A 20,569-nucleotide genomic window follows, 5' to 3' on the forward strand; every position below is an offset into this window, starting at 1 on the left:
CGGTCAGGCGGCGGCCCGTGCCGTACGGTCGAGCGCCCTGAGGATCACGTCGCACACCGCGTCGAGCTGTGCGGGTGCCAGATGCACGGGCAGACGCAGATCGCAGGCGCGCATCAGCATGGCGCGGGTCCGCGGCAATTCCGGCAGGTCGGGGATGAACCGCCAGTTCCAGAAGGCGCGCGCGTTGTCGGTGCTCTGCCCGAAGACCTGAACCTTGATCCCCATCTCTGCCGTGGTGGCGGCGAAATCGCGGATCGCGCCGTCGTCCATGCCGACAAGGTTGAACTGGATCGAATCCGGCGCGCGTTCCTCGCCCGTCAGGGGGGCGGGGACCTGCACGTGGGGCGACACGGACAGCCGTGCCGCGACGTGGTCGTGGTTGCGCTGTCCATCGCGTACCCGGCGGGGCAACTGCGGCAGTTGCGGCCGGATCACTGCGGCGGCAAGGTTGGACATGCGCATGTTGTAGAGCGGGAGCGTGTTCTGCAACGGCGCGAAAGCCTCCGCCAGCACGGGGTGCTTGTTCCAATTGTGCTCGTAGGCGCCTGACATGATGACCGCGCGGGCCGCCAGATCGGCGTCGTCGGTGATCAGTATGCCACCTTCGCCCGCGTTGATCATCTTGTAGGACTGGAAGGAAAAGCAGCCGATCCGCCCGATGGTGCCGATCTTGCGCCCCCGCCAGACCGTGCCGAGAGAGTGGGCCGCGTCCTCGATCACCGGGATGCCAGCGGTATCGCACAGCGACATGATGGCATCCATGTCCGAGGTATGGCCGCGCATGTGGCTGACGATGACGGCATCGACGCCGGGCAGTTTCACCGCGAAATCATCCATGTCGATGCGGTAGGTGTCGCCGACCTCGCAAAGCACGGGGCGGCAGCCGGCATGCAGGACCGCCGACGGGACGGCGGCAAAGGTGAAACCGGGTATCAGGACGCGCGCATTTTCCGGCAGGTTCAGGGCCTTGAGTGACAGGAACAATGCGGCGGAGCAGGACGAGACCGCAAGGGCATAGGTGCTGCCCATCATATGCGCGAATTCCCGTTCCAGCAGGCTAACCGGCGCCTTGGTGGCGGCGGTGTAGCGAAAGAGGTCCGCATCCTGCATCAGGCGCGTGATTTCGGCCAGGGCCTCGGGCGGGATGGGTTCGGCGCGGTGCAGATCCGGAAGGTTCATTTCACATTTCCCAAATTGGACTTTCCGTTTTTGTAAAACAAAAAGGCGCGCGCAAAAAGCGTTTTCAGGATCTGGATCGTGAAGGTTTGGTGACGTCCGGTCAGATGCCGAGGCGGTCCCGCAGGCTGTACCAGCTCATCGCCAGGACAAGCAGGGGGGTGCGCATCGCGGGGCCGCCGGGGAACGGGGTGTTGGGAATGGCCGCCATGGTGTCGAAGCCGTCGCTGTCGCCCATCACCGCCTTGGCCATCAGCGCCCCGGCGTGCGTGGCGGTGCCCAGTCCGTGACCCGAATAGCCGGACGCGGAAAGCGTATTCCGCCCGACGCGCGCGACGAACGGCAGGCGTTTCATCGTGATGCCCAGCGTGCCGCCCCATGCGTAGTCGATGCGCACGTCACGCAACTGCGGAAAGATCTTCGACATCGGTTCGCGGACCTTGGCGGCGATGTCGGCGGGAAACTTGTAGCCGTAGCTTTCGCCACCGCCAAAGAGCAGCCGGCCATCGTGCGACAGGCGGAAGTAGTTGACGACGAAACGGCTGTCGGCCACCGCCACGTCGCGGGGCAGCACGTCCCTTGTGCGGTCGCCCAGCGGTTCGGTTGCCGCGACGAAGTTGTTGATCGGCATGACCCGCGCCGCGACCTTGCGGTTCAGACCGCCCAGATACCCGTTGCAGGCGAGGATCACGTGTTCGGCCTCGATCCGGCCAGCGTCGGTGCGCACCGTGCAGGGGGTTCCGTCTTCGACGTGATGGGCCGGAGAGGTTTCAAAGATCCGTACCCCGGCAGCCGCGGCGGCCCGCGCGAGGCCAAGCGCGAAGTTCAGCGGGTGCAGGTGCGCGGCGCCCATGTCGAGGATGCCGCCCACGTAATCGGGGGAGGGGCAGACGCCCTGAAGCGCCGCGTGATCCAGCACTTCGATCTGGTCGTAGCCATAGCGTTTCTCGAGATGCGCGGCGTAGGCGTGCAGGTGGTTCAGGTCGCCCTTGTCCGAGGCGGTCCAGGCCACGCCGGGCTTCAGGTGGCAGTCGATCCCGTGTTCCGCGATCAGCGACTTGACCAGTGCCTTGGCGTCCTCGCCCATCTGCCAGAGGCGGGCGGCGTGGTCCTGCCCCACCATGCGTTCCAGCGAATCCTGTTCGACCCTTTGTCCGCTGCCAAGCTGGCCCCCGTTGCGGCCCGAGGCGCCGAAACCCACGCGCTGGGCGTCGATCAGGATCACCTTGCGCCCGCCCTTGGCGAGGTGCAGCGCGGCCGACAGACCGGTGTAGCCCCCGCCGATCACGCAGACATCGGCCTTGTGGTCGCCCTTGAGCGCGGGGAAACGCTCGTGCGGGGTCGCGGTGGCGGCGTACCAGCTTTGGGGATACTCGCCGCGGCGGTCGTTGGCGTAGAGCAGGTTCACATCGGTCTCCGGCGGGGGCGGTTCAGACGTTCATCAAGAGGTGTTCACGCTCCCAAGGGGAAATCACCTGCAGAAATTCGTCGTATTCGGCGCGTTTCACGATGGCGTAGACACGGGCGAATTCCGGGCCGAGCACCTCGTGCAGCTTCGTCGCTTCCTCAAAGAGGTCGAGCGCGTTGCCCAGAACCTGCGGAATGTCCCCGTCGCCGTCATAAGCATCGCCCTTGAACTCGGGCTTGGGCTTCTTGCCCTCCATCAGGCCGAGGTAGCCGCAGGCGAGGCTGGCGGCAATGCCGAGATACGGGTTGCAGTCCATCCCGGCGAGCCGGTTTTCCACCCGGCGGGATTCGGGCTTGGACAGCGGCACGCGGATGCCGGTCGTGCGGTTGTCGCGGCCCCATTCGAGGTTGATCGGCGCCGCGTGGTCCTTGACGTACCGGCGGTAGCTGTTGACGTAGGGCGCGATCACCGCGAGCGCGTCCGGCATGTGGTTCTGAAGCCCGGCGATGAAATGCGAAAAGGCGTCGGTCTCTCCGCCTTGCGGCCCGGCGAACAGGTTCTTGCCGGTTTCGAGGTCGAGGATCGAATGGTGGATGTGCATGGCACTGCCGGGTTCGTCCGCGATCGGCTTGGCCATGAACGTGGCGTAGCAGTCGTGGCGCAGCGCGGCCTCGCGGATCAGGCGCTTGAAGTAGAACACCTCGTCCGCCAGCTTGACCGGGTCTCCGTGTATCAGGTTGATCTCGAGCTGGCCCGCCCCGCCTTCCTGCGTGATGCCGTCGATCTCGAAGCCCTGCGCCTCGGCGAAGTCGTAGATGTCGTCGATCACCGGGCCGAATTCGTCCACCGCGGTCATCGAGTAGGCCTGCCGCGCGGCGGCGGGCCGGCCGGAGCGTCCCATCATCGGCTTGATCTCGTGCGCGGGGTCGAGATTGCGCGCCACCAGGAAAAATTCCATTTCCGGCGCCACGACCGGTTCCCAGCCCTGTTCGCGATAGAGGCCGACGACCCGCTTGAGCACGTTGCGCGGCGAGTAGGGCACGGGGTTGTTGTCGCGGTCGTAGGCGTCGTGGATCACCTGCAGGGTCCAGTCCGCCGTCCAGGGTGCCGCCGTGGCGGTATTCATGTCCGGGCGCAGGATCATGTCCTTTTCGATGAACCCGTCGTCGCCCGCGGCCTCGCCCCAGTCGCCGGTGATGGTCTGGAAAAAGATGCTGTCGGGCAGGTGGAAGTATTCCTGACGCTCGAACTTGGAGGCGGGCACCGCCTTGCCGCGCGCGATGCCGGGGAGGTCGGATATGATGCACTCGATCTCGTCAAGGCGTTTGCCTTCGAGGTAGAGTTGTGCTGCCGGGGGCAGCTCGGTCATCCAGTCGGCCATCAGGCCCTCTCTTTCTTGAAGAATTCGGCCATCTTTTCGGCGATGGCGTGGTTGTCGAGCGGCTGGTCCAGAAGGGTGGTCGCGGCATCGAGCTGGGCGTCGGGGACAACGCCCCGGCCCCTGTGACGGATCAGCCCGTCGATGAAGTCGGATTCGTATTCGGGGTGGGGCTGGATCGTCCAGATCCGGTCGTCGTAGAGCAGGGCCGCGTTGGCACAGAATTCGGTCGCACCGATGACCTTTGCGGTGTCGGGCTTTTCCACGACCTGGTCCTGGTGCCAGGCATTGATCGCATAGTTCTGTCCCTCGATCGGGTAGACCACCCGCCCGACGGACCAGCCGCCCTTGAACTTTTCGACCTTTCCGCCCATTGCCTGCGCGATGATCTGGTGGCCGAAGCAGACGCCGATCATCGGCACATGCGCGGCATAGCAATCGCGAATGAACTGTTCGAGCGGGGGGATCCACGGATGCGGCTCGTAGGCGCCGTGCCGCGAGCCCGTGATGAGCCAGCCCTCGGCGTCGTGGATGCTGTCGGGCATTTCGCCGTCGACGACGGACCAGGCCTGGTAGGTGAAATCGCGGTCGCCCAGCAGGCGGGCGAAATAGGCGTCGTAGCGCCCGCCGGACGAAAGTTCTTCGGGCGGGTGGCCGGTGATGAGAATGCCGATCTTCATGACTTCTCCTATACCGTGTCGAGGTAGATGATGACCCGCTCCTCCGGGGTCAGTTCCTGCATGTAATGCACTTCCTGCCGCTTTGTCAGCACGAGGTTGCGGATCAGCTCGGGCGCGAAGATGCGGGCAACCAGGGGGTCGGTCTCGAAGGCGTCGATCGCGGCTTCCCAGGTGGCGGGAATTTGCGGCAGGTTGGCCTCGTAGGCGTTTCCGGTGACGGGGGCGGGCGGGGTCGCCGCATCCTCGATCCCGGTGATCGCGGCCCCGAGAACGGCGGCCAGCATCAGGTAGGGGTTCACGTCGCCGCCCGACACCCGGTGTTCGATCCGCCGCGCGGCGCTGCTGCCCGAGGGGATCCGAATCGACGATGTCCGGTTCTCGTAGGCCCAGCTCACGCCGGTGGGCGCATGGTTTCCGGGAACAAGCCGGTCGTAGCTGTTGAGATGCGGCGCAAAGACCAGCGCGGAGCCCGGCATCGCCGCAAGGCAGCCTGCGACGGCGTTCTTCATCAGGTCGGTGCCCTCGGGCCCGCCGTTGTCGAAGACGTTCCTGCCGTTCTGGTCCAGCACCGAAAAATGCGTGTGCAGCCCCGATCCGGGATAATCCTCGTACGGTTTGGCCATGAAGGAGGCGGCAAAGCCGTGACGCCGCGCCAGTCCCTTGACCAGCATCTTGAACAGCCAGGCATCGTCGGCGGCGCGCAGGGCGTCGTCGGAATGCATCATGTTGATCTCGAACTGGCCCAGACCCGCCTCGGAAATGGCGGTATCGGCGGGAATGTCCATTTCCTCGCAGGCGTCGTAGAGATCGGTGAAGAAGTTGTCGAACTGGTCCAGTGCCCGGATCGACAGCGTTTCCGCCGCCTTGCGCCGCTTGCCGGAGCGCGGGCTGACGGGCACTTGCAGGTTGCGGCCCGAATCGTCGATCAGGAAGAATTCCAGTTCCACCGCGCAGACCGGCGTCAGGCCGCGGGCCTTGAATCGGTCCAGCACGGCGCGCAGCGCGTGTCGCGGATCGCCATCGTAGGGGCGGCCATCCTCGTGGAACATCCAGATGGGGAGCAGGGCCGAGGGCGTTTCGAGCCATGGCATCGGGAGGAAGCCCCGTTCGGTCGGCCGCAGCACCCCGTCGCGGTCGCCGCTGTCAAAGACCAGCGGGCTGTCGTCGATGTCCTCGCCCCAGATGTCGAGATTCAGGACAGAGAAGGGGAACCGGGTGCCCTCTGTCGTTACCTTTTCGGCAAAGCGGGTCGGAATACGCTTGCCGCGCGCTTGCCCGTTGAGGTCGGCCGCCGCCACACGGATGGTGCGGACATGCGGGTTCTTGCGGAGCCAGTTCTTCATTTCTCACCTGTCGGGCGGTGGGCCGGGCCTTGCGGTGGTGCCACGCGGCCAGTGCCGCCCATACGCCGGATAATTTGATCAAAAGTTTGATACTACCGGATCAGATTGGGGCGCAAGCGTATTTTTTGGCGGCCGTCCCGGGGCAGGTGCCGGTTGAGCCGGGCGTTGACGAGGCCGAAGAGCCCGATGATGACCAGTGTCAGCAGGATGAAATAGCCCGCGAGGATCGGGTACGGAATGAAGGGGTTGAAGGTCTTGTCCGCGAAATAGCTGGCGTAATACAGCGCGTCGCCTTTCTGCTGGACCGCCGGAAAACCGCTGAAGAACACCAGCGTGGTGGCGTGGAACAGGAAAATGGCCTCGTTCGTGTAGGCGGGCCACGCAAGGCGCAGCATGGTGGGCCAGATCACCCGGCGAAATCGTTTCCAGCCCGACAGGCCATAGGCGTCGGCCGCTTCTATGTCGCCCTTGGGAACCGATTGCAGCGCCCCGTAGAAGATCTCGCCCGTGTAGGCGGCCGTGTTGCAGAACAGCACGACCAGTGCCCCGAGCCACGCGGCGGAAAAGGGATCGAAGATCGCCGCCTGCTGCTTGAGCGTGAGGAACAGGAAATAGCCGAAGAAGAACTGGATGAAGAGCGGCGAGCCGCGGAAGATGAAGATGAACCACTCCGACGGTTTGCGCAGGAGCGGGTTCGGGCTGGCCTTGCCCACGCCCAGAGCGGTGGCCAGAAAGAAACCGCTGAGCAGCGCGAGGGTGCCGAAATAGATGTTCCACAGCATCCCCGAGCCGATCAGCGTGAACTGGTCGCACAGGGTGAAGTTGTCGCGTGGCAGGAGGCGTTCGCCGATGCCGAGCGATCTCAGCCCGTAATCCTGGATGGTCTGCAGGCAGCTCATGCCGCTTTCCTTTGCGCTTCGCCGCCCATGGTGGCCTGGCCCCGCGTCAACCTGTTCATCAGGCGGCCCAGCACGATTTCCGACACCCGCGTGAAGACAAGGTAGAAGACCAGCAGCGCGAGGAAGTACCACACCCGCCAGTCGCCATGCGGATAATCGGTGAAGCGCGGGGTCTTGGCCGCCCCGAGCTCCCGCGCCCAGTAGACGATGTCCTCGACCCCGAGCAGGAAGAGCAGGGGGGTCGACTTGATGAGCACCATCCACAGGTTCGACAGGCCGGGCAGGGCGTAAACCCACATCTGCGGCACGAGAATGCGCCAGAAGGTCTGGCGCGGCGACATGCCGTAGCTTTCGGCGGTCTCGAGCTGCGCGCGGGGCACGGCACGCATCGCGCCGAACAACACGTTGGCCGCGAAGGCACCGAAAACGATGGCAAAGGTCAGCACCGCAAGTGCGAAACCGTAGGTTTCGTGCACCCACTGCGGGGAATTGCCGAGCGGCATCTTTGCGGCCTGGCAGACCAGAAAGTCGCTGCCCTGCCGGATCGGCTGGTCCCAGTCGGGGCATTTCCACAGGTGGCGCAGGTATTCGATTGCCTGGTCCAGCGCGATGACGAAGAAAAGGAAAAAGGCGATGTCGGGCACGCCGCGGACGATGGCGATGTATCCCTTGCCGAACCAGCGCAGCGGCGCGAAACGCGCCCTGGCTGCCATGGCCCCGCCAAAGCCGAAGGCCAGCGCGGTCGGCGCGGTGATCGCCAGCAGCAGCAGCACGGTCCCGAAGGCGGTGTAGAAGGCGAGATGCTTGCCCGTCGTCAGGTAGCACCACAGCCAGCCGAACCCCTCCAGCGTCGACGGATCGGCGCAGGCTTCAAACATGGCGCGGTCCGGTGCTGGCGCCCGTGGCCGCGAGGCGGAAAAGGGGAAGGTCAGGTATCATCGTGCAGAAGGGGCGGACCGCCGGCCCGCCCCGTTCCCTTTTGGGATCAGAATGTCTTGGCGTCTTCGCCGAACCACTTGATGATGAGTTCGTTCAGGCTGCCGTCATCCTTCATGGACTGGATCGCCGCGTCGAGCTTTTCCTTCAGCTCGGTATCGCTTTCGCGGACGCCAACGCCGATGCCGCCACCGAGCGGCACATCATCGCCGACAAAGCTCAGTTCGCCGCCGGATTCCTCGACCGTGGGGGCCAGGGCGTCCTTGTCGGCGAAGACCGCATCGGCTTCGCCCGACATCACGGCGGCGACGGTTTCGTCGTAGGTTGCGAATTCCAGCAGGGTTGCGCCGGATTCGGCGACATGCGCCGCCTGGATGGTGCTGGTCTGTGCCGCGACGACGCCGCCGGTCAGGTCCGCGTCGGCGGATTTCGCGACATAGGCGGAAGCGGCGGGCGGGAAGTAGTTCTGGGTGAAGTCGATGACCTCGTCCCGTTCATCGGTGATCGACATGCCGGCGATGATGGTGTCGTAGTTGCCGGAGGTCAGGTTGGGGATGATGCTGTCCCACTCGTTGGTGACCCATTCGCAGGTCAGCTCGGCACGCGCGCAGAGCTCATCGCCCACTTCACGCTCGAACCCGTCCACTTCGCCCGCGTCATTGAGGAAGTTGTAGGGAGGGTAGGCGCCCTCGGTGCCCATGCGGACGGTGCTGGAATGCGCGTCGGCGAATGCCGATCCGGCCATCATGGCCAGCGCCGTGGCGGAAAGGATGATCTTTTTCATAACTGGATACTCCCGTTGTGTTTTTCGTTGCGGTTTACGTTGCGTGGGTTGCCGAAAGGAACCCGCGCAGGCGTTCTGATTTGGGGGCGCCGAACAGGGCGTCCGGCGCGCCTTCTTCCTCGATCAGGCCCTGATGCAGGAAGATCACGTGGTCCGACACGTCGGCGGCGAGCTTCATGTCGTGGGTGACGATGAGCATGGTCCGCCCTTCGTTCGCCAGATCCTTGATGACCTTGACCACTTCCTGCTCCAGCTCCGGGTCGAGTGCGCTCGTCGGTTCGTCGAAGAGCAGCGCCTCGGGTTCCATGCACAGGCCGCGTGCGATGGCCGCGCGCTGCTGCTGGCCACCGGAAAGCTGGGCGGGGTAGACATCGCACTTGTCGCCGATGCCGACCTTTTCCAGATAGCCGCGGGCCGATTTCTCGACCTCCGCCCGGTCGCGTCCAAGCACGGTGAGCGGCGCCTCCATCACGTTCTGGAGGATGGTCATGTGAGACCACAGGTTGAACTGCTGGAACACCATGCTGAGATTCGTGCGAATGCGCAGCACCTGTTTGGGATCGCTGGGGCGGCGCGCATGGCCGCTGCCCTTCCAGGTCACCGGTTCCCCCTTGAACAGCACCTCGCCCTGCTGGCTGTCTTCGAGCAGGTTGCAGCATCGCAGCAGCGTGGATTTGCCTGACCCGGACGATCCGATGAGAGAGATCACGTTGCCCTTCGGCGCGCTCAGGCTGACGCCCTTGAGCACCTCCAGCGCCCCATAGGCCTTGTGCAGGTTCTTGATCTGGATAACCGGGGTCTCGGGGGCCACGTGTGTCACTTCTTGTCGTTTCGATGTGACATAAGGGAATAATTTCCCCCGGATTGCAACGCCGCGTTTGGGAAGGGCGCCCATGAAACGGGCTGACCAAGGGTCAAGTGCCCACGGGCAGGGCGGTCGGCCGTGTCGCGGGCCGGATCGACCCGTCAATCGCCCTCGACCCGCTGGCGCGCCATGGCGCTGTCCTTGTCCTCGACCCCCAGCAGGTTGGTCACCAGTCGCAGCAGCGCGTCTTCCTCGTCGGCGCGGGTGCCGTCGGCGAGGACAACCTTCCAAAGCGCCTCGATCACGGCGACGCGATTCTCGTAAGGCACCGCGTCCTTGATCGCGCGGGTGAAGCGGACGGTATCCGGCGCCTGCGATTCGAGTTCTTCGGCATCGGCCCGCAGGGCGGTCGCCTCGTTCTCGGTCAGACCGTAGCGGTCGCGGCAGATCTGCTCGATCCGTAGCACCTCGTCCGCGTCGTAGTCGTTGTCGGACCGGGCCACGCGCACGAGAAGCGCCGTCAGCGCAAGACGGGCATCCGTGTCGGCAAGGGGGGCGGGATCGGGCTGGGTCAGCCGTTTGATGAAATCTGCGAACATGCGCAGGATATAGAGCCCGGTGCGGGGCTTGCCAACTCAGAGATTGCGCAAGGCATCCTCGCGGGCGATCTGCATGTCCTGATCGGTCAGCCCCAGCGCGGTTTCGATGGCGAGAAGCTGGATTTCCTCCTTCTCGTCCCGCGCGCCGTCGGCCAGCGCGACGGACCACATCGCTTCTCCCAGTGCCTTGCGGTCGGCATAGTCGACTTCCTCGCGCAGGAGTTCGACGAACTCCGGCGTTCCGGGCGCATCCCGCTCGAGCGCCTCGCAGGTGGCACGCAGCTTGGCGGCCTCCAGCGGTTTCAGCCCGAAGGTCCGTGCCAGGATCCGGTCGATCTGGCCCACCTCGGCGGCGTTGTAGTTGCGGTCCGCCAGGGCCACGCGCACCAGAAGCGCCCCAAGCGCAAGTTGGGCGTTGGGCTGGGGCAGGGGTTTGGGGGCCGGTTTGCGGCGGGGAAAGAGGCGTTCGAACATGACGGTCTACCTAACTCAGGTCCGGTGGATTGCCAAAGCGTAAAGTGTCGATCGCGATGCCCTGCGGATCGGTATTCGTCAAGACCACGCCGGCGATGTCGCGGATGTCGCCCGCGCGGGCGAAGCCGAGCGTCATTTCGCCCAAGGGTTCGACAGGCACGGCCCCGATCACCGAACCGTCCCGGCGCAGGAACTGCGCCAGCGCGGCACCCTCCTCGCCGCCGCGCAACTCGAAGGACAGCGCGCTCTGGTCGTTGTCGAATAGCCACGCGATCGCGCCCTCGCCCTGTCCCTCGCGGCGCGGATAGCCGGCCGGGCCGTAGCCGTTCAGAACCGAGTTGCCATAGAAATGCACGACGGACAGGTTCTGCCCCGGGGCCCCCGGCAGCAGGATCAGCGGCCCCAGCGCCGCCCCGATCACCTGATCGTGGGTGTCAGCCGCCGCGAGACCCTGACCGGCGAACCGTTCGCCGAATCCCGCGCCGTCCAGTATCAGGACATCATCCATGCGCAGGCCGGGGCCCCCGCCGGACCGGATATCGTCGAACGTGATGACCCGCGTCAGCGCGAGGCTGTCGGGATCGACGAGGCAGACCGGCGCGCCGCAGGCCAGCAGGCCCGTGGGCGTCAGGGACAGAAGGAGTGCGCGCAACAGCATCATGCGCGCAGATTAGCACGAATTTCAGCCGTCGTATCCTTCGACGATCACGAGATCGCCTTCGGAGACGGGCAGGCGTATGTCCTTGGCGCTTTGGTAGGCATCGCTCTCGTAGCAGGCGATGGCTGCGGCGAGGCTGGGAAACTCCAGCACCACGGTGCGTGCGCGCCAGTCGCCTTCGCGCAGGTCCTGCGCGCCGCCCCGCACGAGGAACCGCGCCCCGTATTCGGCGAAGGGCGCGGCATTCGCCGCCCGGTAACGGTCGTAGGTTTCGGCGTCTTTGACGTCCATCCGGGCGATCCAGTATCCCTTTGGCATCGGGGTCTCCTATCCGAGGTTGGCGAAATGAGAGGCAAGGCGTTTCGCTTCGCCCTCCAGCCCGTAGGGCGGGTTGAGGATGAAAAGGCCCGATCCGACCATGCCGTGTCCGGGCCGCGCGGGGGGAAGCGGACCTCGTGACGCAGGGCCTGCGGATGCGCCCCCGCCAGCGCGGCGAGCATGGGCTGGTGCGCCTGCGTCGTCAGGATGGGATACCACAGGGCGATGATGCCGACGTTCCAGGCGCGTGCCAGCCTTTGGATGGTGCGCGGCAGGGTCTCGTAGTCCGACTTGATCTCGTAGCTGGGGTCGATCAGCATCAGGCCCCTTCGCGGGGTCGGCGGGACGAGGGCGAAGGCCGTTTCGATCCCGTCGCGCAGGTGGCACTTCGCCGGGTAGGGCGACATGGCGAGGTCCAGCGCGGCGTGTTCGGCGGGGTGCAGTTCCGCCAAGTGGATCCGGTCGTCGGGGCGCAGCAGCCGCGCGGCGATCAGCGGCGAGCCGGGATACGCGCTTGGCCCATGATCAGCCCGCACGGCATCCAGCACGCGGAGGTAGGGGTGATCCGCCGGGAACCAGCCACGGGCGCGGTCGATGCCCTGCGCCGCCTCGCCGGTCTTGCGCGCCGCGGCATCGGCCAGATCATAAAGCGCCCGCCCGCCGTGGGTTTCCATGTAGGTCAGCGGCTTGTCCTTGGCGGTCAGGTAATCGAGCATCCAGGCCAGCAGCCCGTGCTTGTGAACGTCCGCAAGGTTCCCCGCGTGATAGATGTGCTGGTAGGAGAGCATGGGGTGGTTCTAAGGGATGGGATGGGAGAGGGGAAGGGTGGGTTAAGGGTTAGAGCGGGCCGGTTAGGTCTTTCGCGCTGAACGCGGCAAAGAAGGGCTTGGAGTCAAAATTGATGGCGTCGACACTAGTTGAGTTCGGAATTGCGGCGTCCAAATGGCTCGGCGAATGAGCGGCCTAAGGAATTGGCCTATTTAGGCCTTTGCGAAGCACGCCACGATGTCCGAAGGAGTTATGGTAGTATTATTAATGATCTTCTGTGCGTTAATCAGCTGCTCATAGAGTAGCCCGACCCTCTTAACGTCGTCGACGCTCATAAGGCCTTCCGACACTAACCGCTCTAAAAGTTGCCGGATACGTTCAGCTAGAAAGAGCGAGCGAATATTTCCTAAGCGTTCGACTAGAATGAACGAAACGGCTCGATCAATTTCCGGCTCCTCAGGGAAGAAGTGACGGTGAGCTCTATGGAATCCGTATATGCCCGGATCAAACCTAGCGGTGGTCAAATAAATCCGAATGATCTCTTCTTTACTCAATACGCTTTCGAGCCATCTAGCCAAAGCGAACTCAACAATTTTTCTTCGCCACGCAGGCGAAAGTTTAGCAAGGAAATTTGTACGAGCGCACTGCTGAGTTATTGAAGAACCGCCGGATATCCGGCGTCGGCGAGCGAACTGCCAACTGGCTCGAGCGACCCCCCGCCAATTTATGCCACGGTGACTATAGAAAGCCTGATCTTCAATCGACAGTGCGAACGGAATAATAATATCAGTCCGGGCACCGATTCTTGCTGCTTCGGAAATCTCAAGTTTGCTCCGGTACAAATTGTACTCGACGTTGCTTACCAGTGGAATTCTTGCCAAAAACGAAGTCACTCGAGCGCCCCAAAGAAACAAGTTTTCGTTTTGCTCCCTTAGGCTTAATCGAAAAATAAAGGTTCCGATTAAAAACCAGACAGCGCCTGCGACCACGGCAGTTTGGGAAGGATCAATCAGCTCAAATTCATTAGGAGAAAATTCACCGAGTGGAATATTATCAAAGAGCAGTATGATAGATAGAGCCGAAAAGCTAAGCAATAGAAAGACTGGAAAGGAGGAATATGAAAAGTAACCAGAAAAAAGTTTCAATCCAAATGGATTGTCTGCGCCTTCCAGCCTCCAAGACGGCAGCACCAGAGAGTTTTCTCCATATCGAACTCCCATAGAGCGTCGCAGAAGAACAATCTTTCTCTCAGCAAAAACTCTATTCCGTCGCGAGCTTGCAACGTGATTTATCGACATTACGGAGAAAAATGTTGAGAATATGATAAATGCGGTTGTAATCAAAGGCAGCACATCGGGCTGAACGTCGTTCGCAGTCCAGTCTACGTGCAACTGGTATCCAAAGAACCAGATGACTGGGGCGAGCAATGAAGTAGTATTGGTCGCCCACAGAAATGCTTTCTCTTCGGCGTCAAGTCTTTTCGCGGCTAGCTCGAACTCGGCTAAGCCTATGCCGTCGTCGAACCTGTGCCCCGCATAGAACCGTTCGTCCAGATCAAGCTTGTTTTCCAATGAATTTGCGCCCGACCGCTATAGTTTCTTCCACGTCCAAGCTACGCATAGACAGAACAAAAGACAATTCAGCACCATTCATCGAAACGCTGTTGCGTGAGACTTAGCAAATCCCGCTATATTTGCATATGCCTTTGATAGCCGGCGCAGCATGAATGACGTCTCTATGTCATTTGAATGCTCGCTTTCCTCGAACTGAGGCAACAGACGCAGCGAACCTCCGCTTTCCGTTCCTTTTGACTATGCCCGCTGTCGGCTATGCGTCGACTAAGCGCATGAAGCAAACGGCAGAAAGGTCCCACATAGGCGTTGATGCCTAATGCCGGGAACGTCCGCCCTCCACCAACTCCTCGTCAAACCAACCGCGAGACTTCCTTCGCCGCCCGGACGAAATCCTTGAACAGCGGGTGCGGGGCAAAGGGTTTCGATTTCAGCTCGGGGTGGAACTGGACGCCGATGAACCACGGGTGGTCGGGCCACTCGATGATCTCGGGCAGGCGGCCGTCCGGGGACATGCCGGAGAAGACGAGGCCGGTGTCCTCGAGCTTTTCCTTGTAGGCGATATCGACCTCGTAGCGGTGCCGGTGGCGTTCGTCGATCTCGGTGGCGCCATAGGCTTCGGCCACGCGGGAGCCGGGGGTCAGCACCGCGTCGTAGGCGCCGAGCCGCATGGTCCCGCCCTTGTCGTCGCCGACCTTGCGCTCGACCTTGTGGTTGCCCTGCACCCATTCCTTGAGGTGGTAGACGACCGGTTCGAACCGTTTCCTGCCGGCCTCGTGGTCGAATTCCTCGGACCCCGCGGTCTTGAGCCCGGCGAGGTTGCGCGCGGCCTCGATCACCGCCATCTGCATGCCGAGGCATATCCCGAGGTAGGGCACCTTGTGCTCGCGCGCGTATTGCGCCGCCTTGATCTTGCCCTCGGTGCCGCGTTCGCCGAAGCCGCCGGGCACGAGGATGGCGTGGAAGCCTTCGAGGTGGGGCGCCACGTCCTGCGCCTTGTCGAAGATCTCGGAATCGACCCATTCCACGCGCACCTTCACGCGGTTGGCCATGCCGCCGTGGGTCAGCGCCTCGGCGATGGATTTGTAGGCGTCCTCGAGCTGGGTGTACTTGCCCACGATCGCGACCTTGACCTCACCTTCGGGGTTGTGGATGCGGTCGTAGACGTCGTGCCACATGGCAAGGTCGGGCCGGGGGGCCGGCGAGATGTCGAAGGCGTCGAGCACCGCCTGGTCCAGCCCTTGGGCGTGGTAGGCGAGCGGCGCCTCGTAGATGGATTTCAGATCGTAGGCGGCGACCACGGCCTCCTTGCGAACGTTGCAGAACAGCGCGATCTTCTCGCGTTCCTTTTCCGGGATCGGCTGCTCGGAGCGGCAGACGAGGATGTCCGGGGCGATCCCGATGCTTTGCAGTTCCTTGACGGAGTGCTGGGTCGGCTTGGTCTTGAGTTCGCCCGAGGCGGCGAGATAGGGCAGCAGGGTCAGGTGCATGAAGATGCACTGGCCGCGCGGCTTGTCGTGGCTGAACTGGCGGATCGCCTCGAAGAAGGGCAGGCCTTCGATGTCGCCCACGGTGCCGCCGATCTCGCAGAGCATGAAATCGACCTCGTCATCCCCGATGTGTAGGAAGTCCTTGATTTCATTGGTGACATGGGGAACCACCTGGATGGTCTTCCCGAGGTAGTCGCCGCGGCGTTCCTTTTCCAGCACGTTGGAATAGATGCGCCCCGACGAGACGGAGTCGGTCATGCGGGCTGGCACGCCGGTGAACCGTTCGTAATGGCCGAGATCGAGGTCGGTTTCCGCCCCGTCGTCGGTCACGAAGACCTCGCCGTGTTCGAAGGGCGACATGGTGCCGGGGTCGACGTTCAGGTAGGGATCGAGCTTGCGCAGCCGCACGGAGAAGCCGCGCGCCTGCAGCAGGGCCCCCAGCGCCGCCGAGGCCAGTCCCTTGCCCAGCGAGGAGACCACACCGCCGGTGATGAAGATGTAACGCGCCATGTTCTGGAAAGCCCCCGTGTTGTCGCATTTCTGTGGCAAAACAAGCCTGACGCGCTGCGGAAAACCGCAGCACCACGGGACTTAAGCCTTACAGGATTCGGTTGTTCTAGGCAAGGGCATCCGCAACATCATGTTGCGAAAAACGTCCCCGCCTCAAGGTGTTGTGTTTTCAGATCAATCTGCCGCCGGGACGAGCGGTGCGTCGTCGCCCGCGGTGGGTGGCAGCAGGCTGTCACCGGCCGGTGCGGTGCCGTCCGTGTCGGACTGGCTGGCAGGCGCCACGCCCAGACGGTCGATGACGGAAGCGCCCGAGGATTTCTGCGCCACGATGATGGTCAGCGAGATGGAGGTGACGAGAAACGCCGCGCCCAGCAGCCACGTCAGCTTGCCCAGCGCCGTCGCCGCCGCGCGGCCCGAGACGGCACCGCCGCCGCCGCCCATGCCAAGACCGCCACCTTCGGATCTCTGGAGCAGGACGACCGCGATCAGGCCGAGGGCCAGCAGAAGGTGAATGATCAGAAGGACGTTTTCCATGACACCGCTTTCGTTTCCGTTTGGGGGTATCTAGGCGTCTTTTTTCCGCGGGGCAAGGGAGGATTGGCCCTGCCGCGTGGCCCGGTGGCCCTCCGCCGACGGCCAAGACAAAGACCGCCCAACGGGGTGGGCGGCCTTTCTCGAAGCGGTTCTCGACCACGCCTGAGGTTAAGAGGGCTATCCTGGAATTGAGGTGTATCAGACTCGCTTCTTGCAACCAAGATACCACAATTCGCGGTGGATTTCGCCTGCAAAGTGACGGGCGATCAGAAGGGGTTGGCCGATTTGCCGCTTACCGGCGCCCCGCGATCTCGGCATGTCGCGGATATGGACAAGCGCGGGGGACTGGGGCACTGTCGGCCCATGCCGCACGACCATTCCTCCGACGATCCCCATGCGCTCCTGCCGCCGGAACCGGCGCTGCGGGTCAAGGCGCTGGAGACCTTGCTGACGCGGAAGGGATTGATAGACCCCGCCGCGCTGGACGAGATCATAGACACCTACGAGAACCGCATCGGCCCGCAAAACGGGGCGCTCGTGGTGGCGCGGGCGTGGTCGGACGCGGGGTTTCGCGCAGCACTGTTAGAGGACGCAACCGCTGTCGTGGCCGAACTGGGGTTCTTCGGCCGGCAGGGCGAGCACATGATGGCGGTGGAGAACACGCCGGCGCAGCACAACATGGTCGTCTGCACCCTGTGCAGTTGCTACCCCTGGCCGCTGCTGGGCATCCCGCCCGGCTGGTACAAGTCCGACGCCTACCGGGCCCGCGCGGTGCGCGAACCGCGCAGGGTGCTGGCGGATTTCGGGGTGGAGCTGCCCGCCGAAACCGCGGTGCGGGTGTGGGATTCGACCGCCGAGATGCGCTATCTCGTAATACCGCGCAGGCCGGAGGGGACCGACGGCATGGACGAGGAGGCGCTGATGAAACTCGTGACCCGGGACAGCATGATCGGCACGGGCCTCGCGAGGACGCCATGAGACCACGCATGGATCGCACCGGAACCGACCGTACGGGCGCTGACCCGGTCCTTTCGGGGGCGCTGCCGTGACCCGCGTGCATGACATGGGCGGACGCTACGGGGACGGGCCGGTCGTGCCCGAAGAGGAAGGCGTGCTGTTTCACGCCGACTGGCACCCGCGGGCGATGGCGGTGACACTGGCGGCCGGGGTGCTGGGGCAATGGAACCTCGACATGTCGCGCCACGCGCGCGAACGGCTGGCGCCGCAAACCTACATGCGCTTTTCGTACTACGAGAAATGGATGGCCGCGCTGGCGAACCTGCTGGTGGAGCAGGGGGTGGTGACGCGGGGCGAATTGTCGGGCGAGACCGAGCCGCAACGCAGTCCCCTGGCCGAAAAGGCGCTGAAACCCGCAGAGGTGGCGGCCGTGCTGGCGCGCGGGGGGGCGGTGGACCGGCCCGGCGGGCCTGCGCCCGTTTTTGCGGTGGGCGATGCCGTGATGACGCGCGCGCCCGCCGAGAATCCGCAGGTGCGGGGAGGGCATACCCGGCTGCCCGCCTATGCGGCGGGTGCGCGGGGGCGCATCCTGCGGCTGCATGGCACCCATGTGCTGCCCGACAGCAATGCCCACGGGAAGGGCGAGGCGCCCGAGCCGCTTTACGCGGTGGCGTTCCCGGCCTCGGAACTCTGGGCGCATCCCGAACATCCGGGCGACGAGGTCGTGCTGGACCTGTGGCAGAGCTACCTGCGCCCCGCGCCATGACGCGGCCCGAACCGGTCTTCGAGGCGCCCTGGCATGCGCAGGTCTTTGCGCTGACGGTCCATCTGAACGAGGCCGGGCAATTCAGCTGGCCGGACTGGGCCGACCGGTTCGGCGCGACCCTTCAGCGGCACGGGATGGACCGTGACCTGAACGGAGGGGAGGATTACTTTGCGGCCTGGCTGGAAACGCTGGAGGCGCTGCTGGCCGAGCGGGGGATGGCGGACACGGGCGATGTCGGCGCGCTGCGGGACGCCTGGGAAGCGGCCTACCTGCGCACGCCGCACGGGGCGCCGGTCCGGCTGGACGACGCTCCCGGCTGACGCCGGGTCGCCCCGCCCGCCGTCCCGTCATTCGTCGACGTCGTCGATGTCGGCCTGACCCGAGAGCGCGCGGCGCACGTGGCTCCAGCTCAGCCCGATGCCGAGCACGAGGCTCAGCGCCCCCAGCGCCAGCCAGACGTTGAAACTCGAATTGTCGAGCCGCAGCACCTGCAGGTCATACAGCACCCAAAGCGCCGCACCGACCACCGCCAGCACCAGCAACATGCCGAAAGCCCCGATGGAGCGGAGCGTGGCGCGCAGGTAGATGATGTAGCCGATCAGCAGGAGCAGCCCCAGCAGGACCGCGATCGACAGGTTGGCGCCGCCGTAGTCCATCACCCAGTTGGTGTAGTTGTACTCCGTCGGATTGAAGGTCGCCGCCAGAAGCAGGAAGGCGCAGAGCCAGCGCGTCATGAAACCCATCTTGAGACCCCTCTTTGCCGTGTGGCGCCGTGCATAACGCCTCGGCCCGGACAAAGTCCATGTTTCCGACGGGCCGCCGCGCATGTCCCGCGGGTTTCGGCGTTTTTCAGTTTCACCCGGCCGGCTTCGACGTTATAGCGAGGCCGGTTGCCAAAAGGGGAAATTCATCATGGCCAATGTCGTTGTTGTCGGTGCCCAGTGGGGAGACGAGGGGAAAGGCAAGATTGTCGACTGGCTGTCCGAGCGCGCCGACGTGATCGCGCGGTTCCAGGGCGGGCATAACGCGGGCCACACGCTGGTGATCGACGGCGAGGTCTTCAAGCTGAGCCTGCTGCCCTCGGGCATCGTGCGGGGCGGAAAGCTGAGCGTGATCGGCAATGGCGTGGTGCTGGATCCGTGGCATCTGGTCAAGGAGATTGAGGGGCTGCGGGGACAGGGTGTCACCATCAGCCCAGAGACGCTCATGATCGCGGAGAACACGCCGCTGATCCTGCCGATTCACGGCGAGCTGGACCGCGCGCGCGAGGCGCAGAATTCGGTGGCCAAGATCGGCACCACCGGGCGCGGCATCGGCCCGGCCTACGAGGACAAGGTGGGGCGCCGCGCGGTGCGTGTGGCGGACCTGGCCGACGAGGCGACGCTGGAACTGCGCGTCGACCGCGCGCTGGTGCACCACGACGCGCTGCGCCGCGGGCTGGGGCTGGACCCGGTGGACCGCGACGCGCTGCTCGCCGCGCTCAAGGAGATCGCACCGGCGGTGCTGGAATACGCGGCACCCGTCTGGAAAGTCCTGAACGAGCAGCGCAAGGCCGGCAAGCGTATCCTGTTCGAGGGCGCGCAGGGTGCGCTTCTGGACATCGACTTCGGCACCTACCCCTTCGTGACCTCGTCGAACGTGATCGCCGGGCAGGCGGCGACGGGGACAGGCATCGGGCCCGGCTCCATCGACTTTGTCCTTGGCATCGTGAAGGCGTACACCACGCGGGTCGGCGAAGGGCCGTTCCCGGCGGAACTGCACGACGCGGACGGCCAGCGGCTGGGCGAGAGGGGGCACGAGTTCGGCACCGTTACGGGACGAAAGCGCCGTTGCGGCTGGTTCGACGCGGTTCTGGTGCGCCAGACCTGTGCCACATCCGGCGTGAACGGCATCGCGCTGACCAAGCTCGACGTGCTCGACGGCTTCGAGACGCTGAAGATCTGCGTCGGCTACGAGCTTGACGGCGAGACGTTGGAGCATCTGCCGACCGCCGCGGATCAGCAGGCGCGCTGCACCCCGATCTTCGAGGAGATGCCGGGCTGGTCCCAGTCGACCGAAGGCGCACGCAGCTGGGCCGATCTGCCGGCGGAAGCGATCAAGTACGTGCGCCGGGTGGAGGAGTTGATCCAGTGTCCGGTGGCGCTACTCTCCACCTCGCCGGAGCGTGAAGACACCATCCTGGTGACCGACCCCTTCGCGGACTGAGGAGGTTCCATGGCCCTGAGTTACAAGGCCCGGCGCCGCTGGGCGCTCGTCATCCTGCTGATCGGGCTGCCGCTGTACATCGTGGTGGCGCTGAACGTGGTGGCGATGTTCGATCGCCCGTCGATCCTCGTGGAACTGGCGATCTACGTCGGGCTTGGCATTCTCTGGGCGATCCCTTTCAAGTTCGTGTTCAAGGGGATCGGGCAGGCCGACCCCGAGACGCGGGACGACTGAGGCCACCCTCTCGGCAAGGGCCGGACCACCTGCACAGGCCTGCCGCGCATATGAAAAGGGCCGCCCTGGTGGGCGG

The 20,569-nt window shown here is 64.3% G+C and carries 22 protein-coding genes and 1 pseudogene; 5 read left to right on the forward strand and 18 right to left on the reverse strand.

Annotation, left to right across the window (positions count from 1 at the left end):
• Positions 1-3: 3 nt before the first annotated feature.
• The 17 genes and pseudogenes from BOO69_RS05525 to secG all read right to left on the reverse strand — a co-directional run bounded on the left by BOO69_RS05525 (position 4) and on the right by secG (position 16,331).
• A complete protein-coding gene (locus BOO69_RS05525) occupies positions 4-1,179 on the reverse strand; it encodes a DegT/DnrJ/EryC1/StrS family aminotransferase (protein ID WP_071971050.1) in 1,176 nt (391 codons plus the stop codon).
• A 100-nt stretch (positions 1,180-1,279) separates the two neighbouring features.
• Entirely contained in the window at positions 1,280-2,584 is a 1,305-nt protein-coding gene (locus BOO69_RS05530; RefSeq protein WP_071971052.1) for an NAD(P)/FAD-dependent oxidoreductase, read from the reverse strand.
• A gap of 22 nt (positions 2,585-2,606) precedes the next feature.
• Positions 2,607-3,965, reverse strand: coding sequence for a glutamine synthetase family protein (locus BOO69_RS05535; protein WP_071971053.1), 1,359 nt, complete (start codon positions 3,963-3,965; stop codon positions 2,607-2,609).
• Entirely contained in the window at positions 3,965-4,642 is a 678-nt protein-coding gene (locus BOO69_RS05540) for a type 1 glutamine amidotransferase (protein ID WP_071971055.1), read from the reverse strand. Before BOO69_RS05540 ends, BOO69_RS05535 begins: the two co-directional genes overlap by 1 nt.
• A gap of 8 nt (positions 4,643-4,650) precedes the next feature.
• Entirely contained in the window at positions 4,651-5,985 is a 1,335-nt protein-coding gene (locus BOO69_RS05545) for a glutamine synthetase family protein (protein ID WP_071971057.1), read from the reverse strand.
• 92 nt (positions 5,986-6,077) lie between these two features.
• Positions 6,078-6,884 (reverse strand): ABC transporter permease, encoded by an 807-nt coding sequence (locus BOO69_RS05550; RefSeq protein WP_071971059.1) that lies wholly within the window; start codon positions 6,882-6,884, stop codon positions 6,078-6,080.
• Entirely contained in the window at positions 6,881-7,762 is an 882-nt protein-coding gene (locus tag BOO69_RS05555; RefSeq protein ID WP_071971061.1) for an ABC transporter permease, read from the reverse strand. The genes BOO69_RS05550 and BOO69_RS05555 overlap by 4 nt, the downstream gene beginning before the upstream one ends.
• Before the next feature lie 107 nt (positions 7,763-7,869).
• Positions 7,870-8,604, reverse strand: coding sequence for a transporter substrate-binding domain-containing protein (locus BOO69_RS05560; protein ID WP_071971063.1), 735 nt, complete (start codon positions 8,602-8,604; stop codon positions 7,870-7,872).
• Positions 8,605-8,638: 34 nt separating this feature from the next.
• Positions 8,639-9,415 (reverse strand): ABC transporter ATP-binding protein, encoded by a 777-nt coding sequence (locus tag BOO69_RS05565; RefSeq protein WP_071971065.1) that lies wholly within the window; start codon positions 9,413-9,415, stop codon positions 8,639-8,641.
• A 155-nt stretch (positions 9,416-9,570) separates the two neighbouring features.
• Positions 9,571-10,008, reverse strand: coding sequence for a tellurite resistance TerB family protein (locus tag BOO69_RS05570; protein WP_071971067.1), 438 nt, complete (start codon positions 10,006-10,008; stop codon positions 9,571-9,573).
• 36 nt (positions 10,009-10,044) lie between these two features.
• A complete protein-coding gene (locus tag BOO69_RS05575; protein WP_071971069.1) occupies positions 10,045-10,482 on the reverse strand; it encodes a tellurite resistance TerB family protein in 438 nt (145 codons plus the stop codon).
• Positions 10,483-10,492: 10 nt separating this feature from the next.
• Positions 10,493-11,143 carry a hypothetical protein gene (locus BOO69_RS05580; RefSeq protein WP_083545456.1) on the reverse strand — a complete coding sequence of 217 codons (651 nt, stop codon included), beginning with the start codon at positions 11,141-11,143 and terminating at the stop codon, positions 10,493-10,495.
• A 21-nt stretch (positions 11,144-11,164) separates the two neighbouring features.
• Positions 11,165-11,458, reverse strand: coding sequence for a DUF1330 domain-containing protein (locus tag BOO69_RS05585; protein ID WP_071971071.1), 294 nt, complete (start codon positions 11,456-11,458; stop codon positions 11,165-11,167).
• Positions 11,459-11,467: 9 nt separating this feature from the next.
• Positions 11,468-12,246: pseudogene (rlmJ, locus tag BOO69_RS05590) on the reverse strand (23S rRNA (adenine(2030)-N(6))-methyltransferase RlmJ).
• A 192-nt stretch (positions 12,247-12,438) separates the two neighbouring features.
• On the reverse strand, positions 12,439-13,797 hold the full coding sequence (locus tag BOO69_RS22825) for a biosynthetic peptidoglycan transglycosylase (RefSeq protein ID WP_083545457.1): 1,359 nt from the start codon (positions 13,795-13,797) through the stop codon (positions 12,439-12,441).
• A gap of 353 nt (positions 13,798-14,150) precedes the next feature.
• Positions 14,151-15,797 (reverse strand): CTP synthase, encoded by a 1,647-nt coding sequence (locus BOO69_RS05600; protein WP_071971075.1) that lies wholly within the window; start codon positions 15,795-15,797, stop codon positions 14,151-14,153.
• A 174-nt stretch (positions 15,798-15,971) separates the two neighbouring features.
• Positions 15,972-16,331, reverse strand: a complete 360-nt coding sequence (gene secG / locus BOO69_RS05605; protein WP_071971077.1) for a preprotein translocase subunit SecG — start codon at positions 16,329-16,331, stop codon at positions 15,972-15,974.
• Positions 16,332-16,694: 363 nt separating this feature from the next.
• On the opposite strand from secG, the gene nthA reads away from it, so the two are divergent.
• The 3 genes from nthA (at position 16,695) to BOO69_RS05620 (ending at position 18,374) form a co-directional block, all read left to right on the forward strand.
• Positions 16,695-17,309 carry a nitrile hydratase subunit alpha gene (gene nthA, locus BOO69_RS05610; RefSeq protein ID WP_071973660.1) on the forward strand — a complete coding sequence of 205 codons (615 nt, stop codon included), beginning with the start codon at positions 16,695-16,697 and terminating at the stop codon, positions 17,307-17,309.
• Positions 17,310-17,376: 67 nt separating this feature from the next.
• On the forward strand, positions 17,377-18,054 hold the full coding sequence (nthB, locus tag BOO69_RS05615; RefSeq protein WP_071971078.1) for a nitrile hydratase subunit beta: 678 nt from the start codon (positions 17,377-17,379) through the stop codon (positions 18,052-18,054).
• On the forward strand, positions 18,051-18,374 hold the full coding sequence (locus tag BOO69_RS05620) for a nitrile hydratase accessory protein (protein ID WP_071971080.1): 324 nt from the start codon (positions 18,051-18,053) through the stop codon (positions 18,372-18,374). The genes nthB and BOO69_RS05620 overlap by 4 nt, the downstream gene beginning before the upstream one ends.
• 27 nt (positions 18,375-18,401) lie before the next feature.
• Here BOO69_RS05620 and BOO69_RS05625 read toward each other — a convergent pair whose 3' ends face one another.
• Positions 18,402-18,797 (reverse strand): DUF6524 family protein, encoded by a 396-nt coding sequence (locus tag BOO69_RS05625; protein WP_071971082.1) that lies wholly within the window; start codon positions 18,795-18,797, stop codon positions 18,402-18,404.
• A 169-nt stretch (positions 18,798-18,966) separates the two neighbouring features.
• Here BOO69_RS05625 and BOO69_RS05630 point away from each other — a divergent pair, with 169 nt between their 5' ends.
• Together BOO69_RS05630 and BOO69_RS05635 are read left to right on the forward strand one after the other, a co-directional pair.
• The gene (locus tag BOO69_RS05630; RefSeq protein WP_071971084.1) at positions 18,967-20,259 is read left to right on the forward strand and encodes an adenylosuccinate synthase; all 1,293 of its coding nucleotides are present in this window, start codon (positions 18,967-18,969) and stop codon (positions 20,257-20,259) included.
• A gap of 9 nt (positions 20,260-20,268) precedes the next feature.
• A complete protein-coding gene (locus BOO69_RS05635; protein WP_071971086.1) occupies positions 20,269-20,493 on the forward strand; it encodes a DUF2842 domain-containing protein in 225 nt (74 codons plus the stop codon).
• Positions 20,494-20,569: the final 76 nt, after the last annotated feature.

The organism is Sulfitobacter alexandrii, assembly GCF_001886735.1.
Lineage (GTDB): Bacteria > Pseudomonadota > Alphaproteobacteria > Rhodobacterales > Rhodobacteraceae > Sulfitobacter > Sulfitobacter alexandrii.